Origin of the sequence: Streptomyces sp. NBC_00299 (assembly GCF_036173045.1) — a bacterium.
Classification (GTDB): Bacteria; Actinomycetota; Actinomycetes; order Streptomycetales; family Streptomycetaceae; genus Streptomyces; species Streptomyces machairae.
In genome coordinates this window covers 5,640,161-5,653,188 of record NZ_CP108039.1, presented here as the reverse complement: position 1 = coordinate 5,653,188, position 13,028 = coordinate 5,640,161, and the positions used below count along the sequence as shown (strand labels likewise).

At 71.9% G+C, this 13,028-nt stretch carries 11 protein-coding genes; 3 read left to right on the top strand and 8 right to left on the bottom strand.

The genetic code is table 11. The features are described 5' to 3' along the window. Nucleotides 1-3: 3 nt before the first annotated feature. The 4 genes from OHT51_RS25235 to OHT51_RS25220 all read right to left on the bottom strand — a co-directional run bounded on the left by OHT51_RS25235 (nt 4) and on the right by OHT51_RS25220 (nt 2,425). Complete coding sequence (locus OHT51_RS25235) at nt 4-693, bottom strand: LPXTG cell wall anchor domain-containing protein (RefSeq protein ID WP_328881199.1); 690 nt, start codon at nt 691-693, stop codon at nt 4-6. Between the two features lie 164 nt (nt 694-857). Beyond that, on the bottom strand, nt 858-1,019 hold the full coding sequence (locus OHT51_RS25230; protein WP_328884627.1) for a hypothetical protein: 162 nt from the start codon (nt 1,017-1,019) through the stop codon (nt 858-860). A 151-nt stretch (nt 1,020-1,170) separates the two neighbouring features. Continuing rightward, nucleotides 1,171-1,800, bottom strand: a complete 630-nt coding sequence (locus OHT51_RS25225) for an ATP-binding protein (RefSeq protein WP_328881198.1) — start codon at nt 1,798-1,800, stop codon at nt 1,171-1,173. Between the two features lie 238 nt (nt 1,801-2,038). After that, nucleotides 2,039-2,425 carry an STAS domain-containing protein gene (locus OHT51_RS25220; RefSeq protein WP_328881197.1) on the bottom strand — a complete coding sequence of 129 codons (387 nt, stop codon included), beginning with the start codon at nt 2,423-2,425 and terminating at the stop codon, nt 2,039-2,041. A 237-nt stretch (nt 2,426-2,662) separates the two neighbouring features. Here OHT51_RS25220 and OHT51_RS25215 point away from each other — a divergent pair, with 237 nt between their 5' ends. Together OHT51_RS25215 and OHT51_RS25210 are read left to right on the top strand one after the other, a co-directional pair. Continuing rightward, nucleotides 2,663-3,616 (top strand): RNA polymerase sigma factor SigF, encoded by a 954-nt coding sequence (locus OHT51_RS25215; protein WP_328884424.1) that lies wholly within the window; start codon nt 2,663-2,665, stop codon nt 3,614-3,616. Between the two features lie 251 nt (nt 3,617-3,867). Then, nucleotides 3,868-5,484: an RICIN domain-containing protein gene (locus OHT51_RS25210; RefSeq protein WP_328881196.1), complete on the top strand. Its 1,617-nt coding sequence runs from the start codon at nt 3,868-3,870 to the stop codon at nt 5,482-5,484. Nucleotides 5,485-5,735: 251 nt separating this feature from the next. Here OHT51_RS25210 and hutI read toward each other — a convergent pair whose 3' ends face one another. The 4 genes from hutI to hutU form a co-directional block, all read right to left on the bottom strand. Then, nucleotides 5,736-7,031: an imidazolonepropionase gene (gene hutI, locus OHT51_RS25205; protein ID WP_328881195.1), complete on the bottom strand. Its 1,296-nt coding sequence runs from the start codon at nt 7,029-7,031 to the stop codon at nt 5,736-5,738. Next, entirely contained in the window at nt 7,028-8,377 is a 1,350-nt protein-coding gene (locus tag OHT51_RS25200; RefSeq protein WP_328881194.1) for a formimidoylglutamate deiminase, read from the bottom strand. The genes hutI and OHT51_RS25200 overlap by 4 nt, the downstream gene beginning before the upstream one ends. Then, a complete protein-coding gene (locus OHT51_RS25195; RefSeq protein ID WP_328884423.1) occupies nt 8,374-9,582 on the bottom strand; it encodes an allantoate amidohydrolase in 1,209 nt (402 codons plus the stop codon). Before OHT51_RS25195 ends, OHT51_RS25200 begins: the two co-directional genes overlap by 4 nt. Before the next feature lie 125 nt (nt 9,583-9,707). Then, nucleotides 9,708-11,372 (bottom strand): urocanate hydratase, encoded by a 1,665-nt coding sequence (gene hutU, locus OHT51_RS25190; protein WP_328881193.1) that lies wholly within the window; start codon nt 11,370-11,372, stop codon nt 9,708-9,710. Between the two features lie 128 nt (nt 11,373-11,500). Between hutU and OHT51_RS25185 the strand changes: the two genes are divergently transcribed. Continuing rightward, the gene (locus OHT51_RS25185) at nt 11,501-12,943 is read left to right on the top strand and encodes a diaminopimelate decarboxylase (protein ID WP_328881192.1); all 1,443 of its coding nucleotides are present in this window, start codon (nt 11,501-11,503) and stop codon (nt 12,941-12,943) included. Nucleotides 12,944-13,028 lie beyond the last annotated feature (85 nt).

Genomic DNA, 13,028 nt, shown 5'->3' with positions numbered 1-13,028 from the left:
AGGTCAGCGGCGTACCGCCTGACCCCTCCGCGTCAGCCACAGCGCCCCCGCCGCGCCCGCGAGCAGCACCGTGCCGCCGAGGGTGCCCAGGGCGATCGCCGAGTCCTCGGGGCCGGTCTGCGGGAGTTCGGCGCCGGAGTCGGTGCCGCCCTGGCCGGAGCCGCCCGTGCTGCCGCCGCCGGACGCCGCCGTCACGTCGAGGGTGAGCGACGGTCCGGGGCTGTTGCCGGGCGTGCACGTGGTCGTCGTGCCGAGCGCCTTGATGGTGAGCACGCCGGCCGTGAAGGTGACCTTGCCGGTCTTCTTCGGGGTGTACGTGCCCGTCAAGTCGTTGATCTTGATGGGGGTGTTGGCGGGGATGGCCTCCTGGTTGGCCGGTCCTGTGACCGCCAGGGTGCCGCTGTCGGCGCCGCCCAGCTTGATGGTGGCGCTCGGGTTCATCGCGCCCTTGCCCAGTTCGACCGGGCTGGACGAGACGCCCTTCTGCCACGACATGGTGATCTTGTAGCCGCTGCCACTCTTGACGCCCTTGATGTCGATGGGCGAGACGGCGCTCTTGTCGCCGATCGGCGTCTTGCAGGCGTAGTTGACGTCGACGACTTCGGCCCGGGCCGCGGGGGCGGCCATCAGCACCGCCGAGCCGGCCAGGGCCGCGGCCGTCGCGAGCGCGGCGGTTCGCTTCTGCTTCGACACGGTCCCCTCATTTCCTGACGGCACATCAGATCGGCCGTCAAGGTACGCCCGGCGCCTCGAGGAGGGAAGAGACGGCGCACGCCGGAGTTGTGACGATCCGGCGCATGCCACAGGGGGTTCGGGTGGAGAACCGGCCCCTCAGGGTGACCCTGGGTAACACGGGGTCAGGCCGGGCGCAGCAGCTCGGGCAGGCCCCAGCGCCGCAGCACCTCCGGCACGAGCACCGTCCCGTCGGCCCGCTGGTGCTGCTCCAGGATCGCGGGGAGCAGCCGGCTGGTGGCGAGGCCCGAGGCGCGTTCCCTCCCCGCACTCGGGAGTGGATTCACCCGGGGCGCGAGGCCGCTTTCACAGCGAGCAGCGGCCCTCTCGGCTCGCGGACCCGGGCTACTCGTCTCCGTCAGCGCGTTGCACGGGGCGTAGAGCGGCGCCGCGGCGGTGCGGAAACGAATTTCCCGCACGGCAGGCCGAACGGGTGACCTACGCCGGTGCTCCCAGCTCCGCCCACACCGTCTTGCCCCCGACACCCGGCGTCCGCACGACCCCCCAGTCCAGACACAGCCGCTGCACGATGAACATGCCGTGACCGCCGGGACGCCCCGCGCGGTGCGGGGTGCGCGGCGCCGGCTGGCCCGTGCCCTTGTCGGAGACCTCGACGCGGATCACCTTGTTGTCGCAGGCGATCCACAGCTCGTCCGGTCCGTCGGCGTGCAGGCAGGCGTTGGTGACCAGCTCGGACACGACGAGCAGCACGTCCTCGGCGGCGGCTCGCTGGTCGGCGGTGGCCGCGGGGAGCCAGCCCCACGCGTACAGCGCCTGGCGGGCGAAGTCACGGGCCATCGGGACGACGCCGCTCTGGCCCTCCAGGACCAGCCGGCGGACCTGCCGCCCCGCCGACACCTCGGCGGACTCCACGGACTCCACGGACTCCACGGACTCCACGGACTCCACGTGCCTCAGGGACGGCACGGCGCCCCTGCCGGACCCTCCGGCCGCCGGAGCGCCCCCGTCGGAGCCCCCCGTGGCCGGCAGGCCGCTCTCGGACGCCCCCGAAGCGCCGCTGGGCTCAGGGCCGCGGTCGCCCGGCGAGAAAGGCCGGGTGGTGCTCATCAGCGCTTCACCTCACCGATTCACCAGTTCAACGTTCACACGATTCACAAGTCAGTACGTAGAGTCAGTACGCCAGTACACGGTCCTTGCCTGATACGTCGGTCACAGTCCCCCACCCCCGGTGGCCGACATCACAGCCGACGGGTTTCAGGATGTCTCCTGCCCGACCGAGGCGAGGGAACACCCCTGTATTCGGCATGAATGATGTGACGTCCGATGCAGGGCCGGACGCGAGGGGTCAACCCGCCCCGTCGGCCTCGTCGGCCAGGGCGGCGTCGAGCGAGTCGTGGACCGTGAAGACGGCCTCGGCACCCGTGATCTCGAACACGCGTGCGACCACAGGCAGCATCCCCGCGAGATGCACGCCGCCACCGGCGGCCTCCGCCTTCAGTCGCGCGCCGAGCAGCACGTTCAGACCCGTGGAGTCACAGAACTCCAGCCGCGAGCAGTCGACGACCAGCCGACTGAAGCCCTTCTCGAGGCAATCCTCGAGTGGCTCACGCAACAAATCGGCGGTGTGGTGATCCAACTCACCCGCCGGGGTCACGACGGCGCTGGCGCCCTCTTCCCGTACCTCGACCAGAAGTCGGCCAGACTGTGCGCTGCCGACCGTGCCGCGGTCCATGCCGTCTCTCACTCCCGACGTCGTGGCTGCTGACTGACGCTCCCGAACACTACGCCTTCCCTACGCCTCCCAACACCCGAACATCCACCCAGAATCGGACATTTCGGACCAGAGCGCACTTGCGGTGGGCTCCCGAAAGCGGGTAGGGCTAGTAGAGACACGTAACCGACTCGGCCGGCTTTGGAGGCGCCGCACACCGCAGTGCACGCAGGCTTCGGCAGCCGCATGCCGAGAACGATGGAGGACATCATGTCACCCCGGCTCGACGCATCGCATACCCAGAGGGCGACGTCGGCATCCCGACCGGAACAGCTGGATCCCATCGAGTTGAGCAATGACGTACGCCCCGGACAGGACTTCGGTCAGGAGTTCGGTCAGGACGACGCGCTCGCCGGGCTTCCGGAGATCCCCCCGTACGACGAGGTGGGGCCGGTGGACGCGCGGGCCCTGTCCAAGACCCTCTTCGAGCGGCTGGAGTCGCTGGAGGAAGGGACCCACGAGTACTCGTACGTCCGCAACACGCTCGTCGAACTCAACCTCGCGCTGGTCAAGTTCGCCGCCTCCCGCTTCCGCTCGCGCAGCGAGCCGATGGAGGACATCATCCAGGTCGGCACCATCGGCCTGATCAAGGCGATCGACCGCTTCGAACTCAGCCGCGGCGTGGAGTTCCCCACCTTCGCGATGCCGACCATCATCGGTGAGATCAAGCGCTTCTTCCGCGACACGTCGTGGTCGGTGCGGGTACCGCGTCGGCTTCAGGAGCTCCGGCTCGACCTGGCCAAGGCCGGGGACGAACTGGCCCAGAAGCTCGACCGCGCCCCCACCGTGGCCGAACTGGCGGAGCGCCTCGGTCTGACCAACGACGAGGTCGTCGAGGGCATGGCGGCGTCGAACGCGTACACCGCCTCGTCGCTGGACGCCCAGCCCGAGGAGGACGACGCCGAGGGCGCGCTGGCCGACCGGATCGGCTACGAGGACCACGGCATCGAAGGCATCGAGTACGTCGAGTCCTTGAAGCCGCTCATCGCCGAACTGCCGCCCCGGGATCGGAAGATCCTGTCCCTGAGATTCGTCGCGGGCTTGACCCAGTCGGAGATCGGCGACGAACTCGGCATCTCGCAGATGCATGTGTCGCGGCTGCTGTCGCGGACGTTGATCCGGCTCCGGAAGGGGCTGACGGTCGAGGAGTGACCGATCCAGGAGTGGCGTCTCCTCCACGCTGACCTGCGCTGTGCCCGGTGCCCTGCCGAATTCCGTCGGCGGGACACCGGGCACAGCGCGTTCCGGGACCGGAAGCGTCCCGCCCCGCCGTGCATGGGCGACTCATGGGTTACCCACGGAAACCCTTTCCCCAGGGCTTCCCTTCCTCCACTATGAGCCGTCATACCCGCCGGTAGGTCAGGACTCCGTAGCGGGTCGCACGGCTGCAAGGAGGCAGGCGGATGGCTCGGCCCGACGACGGTGGGGACCGTGACCGCGGGGGCAGTGACCCCGGTATTCACGCGGGCGCGTCCGACGCACGGCTCACCGAACTGCTGCGCGCCGACACGGCCACCGCGTATCCGGCGCTCCAGGAGCTGCGCGCCCGCCATCACGCGCCCGTCCTGGCCTACGCCCGCCTGTGCACCCCGAACGACTCCATGGCCCGGCAGTTGGCTGCCCAGGCGTTCGCCCTGGCGGCCCGTCAGACGGCGCGCGGCATCGACCCCGGGCTGCCCTGGCGGCACCAACTGCTCATGCTGACCGCCCGGCTGGCCGGGACCTGGGCGGTGGACGAGCGGGCGGCGGGCCTCGACGCGGGGCTGCTGCTCGTGCTGAACACGGCCGGCCCCTCCGGCCCGGTCCCGCCGATGCTGACGGCGTTCCAGACCTTGCCGTCCCGTGCCCAGGGCCTCATCTGGTACGCCCTCGTGGAGCAGGAGCCGGCGGACCGCACGGCCGGTCTCCTCGGCCTCACCCGCGAGGACGTCACGTACGGCACGGACCCGGCGCTCCAGCAGCTGGCCCGGTCCTGCCTGCGCGCCCGTCTCACCGCCTCCGACGACCCCGACTGCTCCGACTTCGGCCGCCTCATCGAGGAGTCCGTACGGCCGGACAGTCCCCGCGACAGTGCCGATCTGCACGCCCACATGGCGCACTGCCCGCACTGCACGACGGCGTACGAGGAACTGTCGGCGCTGCGGGACTCGCCGCGCGCGGCGCTGGCTGAGGGGCTGCTGCCGTGGGGCGGGACGGCTTATGCGGCCGGCGCTGCGGGAGAGCGCGAGGGAGTGCGGCGCGGGGGCGTGCGGCGCGGGGGTGCCGTCCGGCTTGCCGCGAAGAGGAGTTGGCCGGGGCCCGGATGGCCTTCCGATCGTCGCCGGGTGGTGCTGGTGTCGGCGGCGCTCGGGGTGGCGTTGCTGCCGCTGGTGGCGTTCCTGGTGGCCCAGGGAGGGTCGTCGTCGCAGGATCCGGTGGGTGCGGTCGGCACGCCGGTGAGCGTGCCGCCGGTGGCGGTCACGGTGACGGCCACCGTGTCGGCGACGCCGTCGACCTCGTCGCCCTCGCCGTCACCGTCACCGTCGCGGAGCTCCAAGTCGCCGTCGCCCACGAAGAGTGCGACGCCGACGAAGACGGCCCGCCCCAAACCGCCGCCGTCCCCCACGTACCCGCCGAGCGGCACGTATGCCCAGGTCGTGAACGTCGCCTCGGGGCTCTGTCTGGACGTGGGCGGGGCCTTCTTCAACGGGACCGATGTGATCACGGCTCCCTGCACGTCGTCCGGCACCCAGCGCTGGCGGGTCGACGCGGATCGCGGTGTGCTCCAGTCGTCCGCCGATCCCGACTTCTGCCTGGACAGCCGGGGTTCGACGGACCGGGGCGTCGGGGTCTGGACGTGCGACTCGGTGGAGGGGCGCAACGGTCAGAACCTGATGTTCGTGGTGGACGGCGACGGCGTGATCCGTCCCGCCATCGCCTTCGGGACGGCGGTGACCCCGGCGGGGGGTGCCGGGGACGGGCTGTCGCTGGAGTCGGTGAGCGGGGGTGGCGGGCAGCGCTGGAAGGCGGGGGCCGCCTAGGTCGTGTCCGCAAAGTCCCGTCGTTCGACCGGAGGGCGGGCCCCGCGGCGTCTGGTGCGTGCTCTCGGCGTGCCGGGCGGAGGCCCCCGTACTGGACCTACTTGGGCCCTTCGCCCGGTGCGGCGGTGGGGGACCCTCCCGCTCGAGCGAAGCCGAGAGTGGGGGAGCGTGCCAGGCGTCGCGGGGCAGGCGGGACTTTGCGGACACGGCCTAGCCCGGGTGCAAGGGCCCTGGGCGGGCGCCCTTCGGTCTCAGGCCTCGCGCACGCCCCGTCGCCACACCTCGCTGACCAGCGGTACGCCCGGCCGGTAGGCCAGGTGCACATGGCTCGGTGCGTCGAGCAGGAGCAGGTCGGCGCGGGCGCCCGGGGTGAGGCGGCCGATGTCGTCGCGCCTCAGGGCCGCCGCGCCGCCCGCGGTGGCCGACCAGATCGCCTCGTCCGGGGTCATCCCCATGTCCCGTACCGCGAGCGCGATGCAGAAGGGGACGGAGGAGGTGAAGGACGAGCCCGGGTTGCAGTCGGTGGACAGGGCGACGGTGGCGCCCGCGTCGAGGAGCCGGCGGGCGTCGGGCCACTGGGCGCGGGTGGAGAACTCGGCGCCGGGGAGGAGGGTGGCGACCGTGTTGCCGTTCGCGAGGGCGTCGACGTCCTCGTCCGTCAGGTGGGTGCAGTGGTCGGCGCTGGCGGCGTCCAGTTCGACCGCGAGTTGCACGCCGGGGCCGTAGGAGAGCTGGTTGGCGTGGACGCGGGGGTGCAGGCCCTTGGCCTTGCCCGCGGTGAGGATCTCCCGGGCCTGGTCGCCGTCGAAGGCGCCCTTCTCGCAGAAGACGTCGATCCAACGGGCGTACGGCGCACAGGCGTCGAGCATCTCGCCGGTGACGAGGGCGACGTAGGCGGCCGGGTCGTCGGCGTGGTCCGGGGAGACGATGTGGGCGCCGAGGAAGGTGACCTCGTCGGTGTGGGCGGCGGCGATGCGCAGGGCGCGGGCCTCGTCCTCGACCGTCAGGCCGTAGCCGGACTTGGTCTCGAAGGTCGTGGTGCCCTGGCGCAGGGCCTCGGCGAGGTAGTGCGTGAGGTTGCGCTCCAGGTCCTCGTCGCTCGCCGCCCGGGTGGCCGCGACGGTCGTGCGGATGCCGCCGGCGCTGTACGGCCGCCCCGACATCCGGGCGTTGAACTCCTGCGTGCGGTCGCCCGCGAAGACGAGGTGCGAGTGGGAGTCCACGAAGCCGGGGACGACCGCCCGGCCACCGGCGTCGACCCGATTGTCAGTGGCGGGTGCTTTGCTTTGATCGCCGGTCCACGCGATGCGGTCGCCCTCGATGACGACGGCCGCGTCCTGGATCAGTCCGAGGGGGGAATTGTCACCGAGGGAGGGGTCGTTGGTGACCAGGGCGGCGATGTTGGTGATGAGCGTGCTTGCGGTGCTCGCGGAGTGGGCGGGGCTGACGGTCGTCGCGTTGCTCATGGCGTCCTTGGTGGCCTGGTCGGCGGTGGGGTCGGGTTCGGGGGCCCAGGCGGGCCGCGCGGGTGGGCTGCCCCGGGTCATCCGCGCAGGGCTTCGACGGCGTCCGCGAGGGCTTGCGGCACATCCGGTACGAGGGTGTGGGCCCCGTCCCGTACGACGTGCCGGCCTCCCACGACCGTATGCGACACGTCTGCTGCCGACGCAGCGAATACGGCCGTCTCGGCCCCGTGCCGCGCAAGCGGCCCTGCCGTCCTGACCGAGTCGAGCGCGATCGTCGTGAGGTCGGCGAGCGCACCGGGTTCGATGGCGCCCGCGCCGTCCCAGCCGAGGGCCGCGTGGCCGTCGGCCGAGGCCGCCCGCAGAAGGGCCGCCGCCGTCCAGTGACCCCGCGTTCGGGTGCGCAGGCGCTCGTTCAGCTCCATGGCGCGCGCCTCTTCGAGCAGGTCGATCACGGCGTGGCTGTCGGAGCCGAGGGAGAGCGGGGAGCCGGCCCGCTGAAGGGCGACGGCGGGTCCGATGCCGTCCGCCAGGTCCCGCTCGGTCGTCGGGCACATGCAGGTGCCGGTGCCGCTGCCGCCGATGAGGGCGATGTCCTCCTCGGTGAGGTGGGTGTTGTGGACGCCTGTGGTGCGCGGCCCGAGGACACCGTGGTCGGCGAGCAGCCGGGTGGGCGTGCAGCCGTGGGCTTCCCGGCAGGCGTCGTTCTCCGCGGTCTGCTCGGACAGGTGCACATGCAGCGGGGCTCGCCGCTCCTCGGCCCACTGCGCCACGGTCGCCAACTGGTCGGCGGGCACGGCCCGTACGGAGTGGATCGCCGCCCCGATCCGTGCGTGATCCCGGTCCTTGAGAACTGAACAGCGTTCGGCCCAGGCCTCCGCGCTGCCGTCGGAGAAGCGGCGCTGGTGGGCGTTGGGGGGCTGGCCGAAGCCGGACGACAGGTAGACGGTGTCGAGGAGGGTGATGCGGATGCCGGCGTCGGCGGCGGCCTCGATGAGGGCCTCGCCCATGGCGTTGGGGTCGGCGTAGGGGGTGCCGCCCGGCGTGTGATGCACGTAGTGGAACTCACCGACCGACGTGATCCCCGCCAGCGCCATCTCCGCGTACACCGCGCGGGCGAGGTCGCGGTAGGTCTCGGGGGTCAGCCTGTCGGCGGTGGCGTACATGACCTCGCGCCAGGTCCAGAAGGTGCCGGAGCCGACCTGGACCGTGGAGCGCAGGGCGCGGTGGAAGGCGTGGGAGTGGGCGTTGGAGAGGCCGGGGAGCGTCAGGCCGCGGAGGGGCTCGGCGCCCGGCGGCGGAGTTTCCGTGCCGGTGCGGACGGCGGTGAGGCGGCCGTCCGCGACCTCGACGGCCACGCCCGGCTCGACATGGGTGCCGAGCCAGGCGTGTTCCAGCCAGTAGGTACGGGTCTGCTGGGTGGGCGTCACGTGCAGGCCAGTCCTTCCAGTACGTCGGCGAGGGCGATGACTCCGGCCACGCAGTCGTCCTCGGCGGCGAACTCGGCCGGGGAGTGCGAGACGCCCGTGGGGTTGCGTACGAACAGCATGGCGGTCGGAATGCTCCCGGACAGGATTCCGGCGTCGTGTCCGGCGCCGGTGCCCAGGACGGGGACCTTGAGCTCGGGTTCCCTCTCCTGGCCGAGGATGCGGGCGAGTTCGTCGCGCAGGGCGTGGTCGAACTCGACGACGGGCGTGAAGGACTCGCGGACGACGTCGAGGTCGATGCCGTGGGCTGCCGCGTACTCACGGGCCGCCTTCTCGATGCCGCCGACCACGCGGTCCAGGCTCGCCTGGTCCTCGGCACGGGAGTCGAGCCAGCCGCGCACCAGGGACGGGATGGCGTTGACGCCGTTGGGCTCGACGCTGATCTTGCCGAAGGTGGCGACGGCACCGGCGAGTTCGGCCTCGCGGCGGGCGGCCAGCACGGTCTCGGCGTACGACAGCATGGGGTCGCGCCGGTCCACGAGCCGGGTGGTGCCCGCGTGGTTGGCCTCGCCCCGGAAGTCGAACCGCCACCGGCCGTGCGGCCAGATGGCGCTGGCGATGCCGACCCGGTCGCCGGACAGGTCGAGGGCACGGCCCTGCTCGACGTGCAGCTCGACGAAGGCCCCGATGCGGGCGAGCCGCTCCGGATCGGCGCCGATGGTGTCGGGGTCGTAGCCGGCGGCCTCCATGGCCCGGGGCAGGCTGACGCCCTCGCCGTCGGTCAGCTTGTGGGCGCCGTCGACGGTGAGCTGCCCGCCGGTGAGCCGGGACCCGACACAGGCGAGCCCGAACCGTGCGCCCTCCTCGTCGCCGAAGTTGACGATGGCGAGGGGCTTGGTGAAGTCGGCGCCCCTGCCGCGCAGTTCATCGAGTGCGGCGAAGGAGGACACGACGCCGAGGGGGCCGTCGAAGGCGCCCCCGTCCGGTACCGAGTCCAGATGCGACCCGGTGACGACGGCGTCCCCGGCGGCGGGGTCGCCGAGCCAGGCCCACTGGTTCCCGTTGCGGTCGACCTCGTAGTAGAGCCCGCGCGCTTCGGCCTGCTCCTTGAACCAGGCCCGGCATTCGAGGTCCACAGCGGTCCAGGCGAAACGCCGGTAGCCGCGGGAGGCGGGGTGCCGGCCGATGGGGAGCAGGTCACGCCACATGGAGTGGAAGGAGCTGCCCTGCACAGCCGAACCCGCACCCGCACCCGCACCCGCACCCGCACCCGCACCCGGCGACGAGACCTCGGCCCCGACCGAAGGGTTGCCGTGCCCGCCCGACTTCTGCGTCACGCGTCGTCACCTTCGCGCATCGGGACGCGGACGCCCCGCTCGTCGGCAACCGACTCCGCGATGTCGTACCCGGCGTCGACATGCCGGATGACGCCCATCCCGGGGTCGTTCGTGAGGACGCGGCGAATCTTCTCGCCGCCGAGCTTCGTGCCGTCGGCCACCGTGACCTGCCCGGCGTGGATGGATCGTCCCATCCCCACGCCGCCTCCGTGGTGGATGGACACCCATGACGCGCCGGACGCCACGTTCACCATGGCGTTCAGCAGCGGCCAGTCGGCGATCGCGTCGGACCCGTCGAGCATGGCCTCGGTCTCACGGTAGGGAGAGGCGACGGAACCGCAGTCGAGGTGGTCGCGCCCGATCGCGAGCGGCGCGGCGAGCTCACCGGACGCCACCATGTCGTTGAAGCGCTCGCCGGCCTTGTCCCGCTCGCCGTAGCCGAGCCAGCAGATGCGCGCGGGCAGTCCCTGGAAGTGCACGCGCTCGCCGGCCATCTTGATCCAGCGGGCGAGGGATTCGTTCTCCGGGAACAGGTCCAGGATCGCCTTGTCGGTCTTGGCGATGTCGGCCGGGTCGCCCGAGAGGGCAGCCCACCGGAAGGGGCCCTTGCCCTCGCAGAACAGGGGGCGGATGTAGGCCGGCACAAAGCCGGGGAAGGCGAACGCCCGGTCGTACCCGGCGAGTTGGGCCTCGCCGCGGATCGAGTTGCCGTAGTCGAAGACCTCGGCGCCGGCGTCCATGAAGCCGACCATGGCCTCGACGTGCTTGGCCATGGACTCGCGGGCCCGGGTGGTGAAGCCGGCCGGGTCCTTGACCGCGTAGGAGGCCATGTCGTCGAAGTCGACGCCGAGCGGCAGGTACGCCAGCGGGTCGTGCGCCGAGGTCTGGTCGGTGACGATGTCGATGGGGGCGCCCATCGCCAGGAGCTGCGGGAGCAGTTCGGCCGCGTTGCCGAGGACGCCGATGGACAGCGGACGGCGGGCGTCGCGGGCTTCGGTGGCCAACTGCAGGGCGTGGTCGAGGGAGTCGGCCTTCACGTCGAGGTACCGGTGCTCGATGCGCCGCTCGATGGCACGCGGGTCGCAGTCGATGCAGATCGCGACGCCGTCGTTCATGGTCACGGCGAGCGGCTGGGCGCCGCCCATGCCGCCGAGGCCGGCGGTGAGGGTGATCGTCCCGGCGAGGGTGCCGTTGAACTTCTTCGCGGCGACGGCGGAGAAGGTCTCGTACGTGCCCTGGAGGATGCCCTGGGTGCCGATGTAGATCCAGGAGCCGGCCGTCATCTGGCCGTACATGGTGAGGCCGAGGGCCTCCAGGCGGCGGAACTCCTCCCAGTTGGCCCAGTCGCCGACGAGGTTGGAGTTGGCGATGAGGACGCGCGGGGCCCACTCGTGGGTCTGCATGACTCCGACGGGCCGGCCGGACTGGACGAGCATCGTCTCGTCCTGCTTCAGGCCCTTCAGCGTGCGCACCATCGCGTCGAAGGAGCGCCAGTCGCGGGCGGCCTTGCCGGTGCCGCCGTAGACGACGAGCTTGTCGGGATGCTCGGCGACCTCGGGGTCGAGGTTGTTCTGCAGCATCCGCAGGGCGGCTTCCTGCTGCCATCCCAGGGCACTCAGTTCCGTACCGCGCGGTGCTCGGACGGGGCGGGGTCCTGACATGGTCTGCCTCCCAGCGGACTGTGACTGCGAACTGTTGAGGTGGGTATTCACATCCTGGCCGCCTGAATAGAACTAGTCAATACATCCGTGCGCCAGCATCGGCGCGTCCCGGATGTTTGGCTGGATGCATGGGCTCGTACGACGACGTGACGGGGGACGACGGCATGACGGGGGATGTTGTGGGCAACGGAGCGGGCAGCGGAGCCGGGATCCCGGCGTCCGACGCCGAGCGGGTGGCCCGGCGGGACGAGGCGGTGCGGGCGGCCGTGGAGCAGGGGCTGCTCGGGCCCGGCTCCCCGATCGTCGGTCTGCTCGACGTGACCGGTATCCGGGAGTCGGCGGCGGCACTGCGGGCGGCGTTCGACGCGGTGCTGGCGCCGGGCACGCCCGTGCTGCACGCCTTCGCGGTGAAGGCGACCCCGCTGGTGGCGGTGCTGCGGCTGCTGCGCGAGGAGGGCATCGGCGCGGAGGTGGCGAGCCCGGGTGAGCTGGCGCTGGCGCAGGCAGCGGGGCTGGGCCCGGAGATGACGGTCCTGGACTCGCCCGCCAAGACGCCGGCCGAGCTGCGGGAGGCGCTGGCGCTGGGCATCGCCGTCAACGCGGACAACCCGCAGGAGCTGGACCGCATCGACGCCCTGATGAGGTCGGCGGCCAGCCGCTCTCCGCTCGGGATCCGGGTGAACCCGCAGGTCGGCGGGGGTTCCATCGAGGCGACGTCCACGGCCACGGCCACGTCGAAGTTCGGGGTGGCGCTGCGCGACGAGGGGGCGCGGGAGTGGGTCGTGCGGGCATATCAGGACCGCCCGTGGCTGACGCGGCTGCATGCGCACACCGGCTCGCAGGGCATCCCGCTGTCGCTCATGGCGCAGGGGGTCGCGGAGGCGTATGCCCTCGCCGAGGAGATCAACGGGCGGATCGGGCGGCGGCAGATCGACACGCTCGACATCGGCGGCGGGCTGCCGGTCAACTTCGCGTCGGACGTGACGACACCGACGTATGCGCAGTACGTGCGACTGCTGGGCGAGTCGGTGCCCGGGCTGTTCGACGGGCGGTACGGGCTGGTCACCGAGTTCGGGCGGTCACTGCTGGCCAAGCACGGGACGGTCGTGGCGCGGGTCGAGTACGCCAAGAGCGCGGGCGGGCGGCCGGTGGCGGTCACGCACGCGGGCGTGCAGGTCGCCACGCGGACGGTGTACGCGCCGGGGAGCTGGCCGCTCAGGATCGCCGCGTACGACGGCAAGGGGCGCGCGAAGGGGGGTCCGGCCGTGGTCCAGGACGTGGCCGGGCCGGCCTGCTTCTCGGGGGACCTGCTGGCCGAGGGCGCGGCGCTGCCGCTGCTGGAGCAGGGGGACTTCGCGGCGGCGCTGGACACGGGGGCGTACTACTTCGCGCACCACTACGCGTACAACTCCCTCGCCCGGCCCGGCATCCACGGTTTCGTGCCGGACGGGGCCGGGGGCATCGCCTTCGCGACCGTGCGCGAGCCGCAGACGCTCGACGAGATCGTGGCCGAATCGGGAGGGGCGCACGCGGACTCGCTCACCACCCTGGCCACGCCGGGGCGCCGTTGACGTAGGTCAACACGCAGCAGTACGCCATATGCGATCAAGCCACGTGAAAACAGGGTCAGTTGACCCACCCTAGTCACTCGGCGCA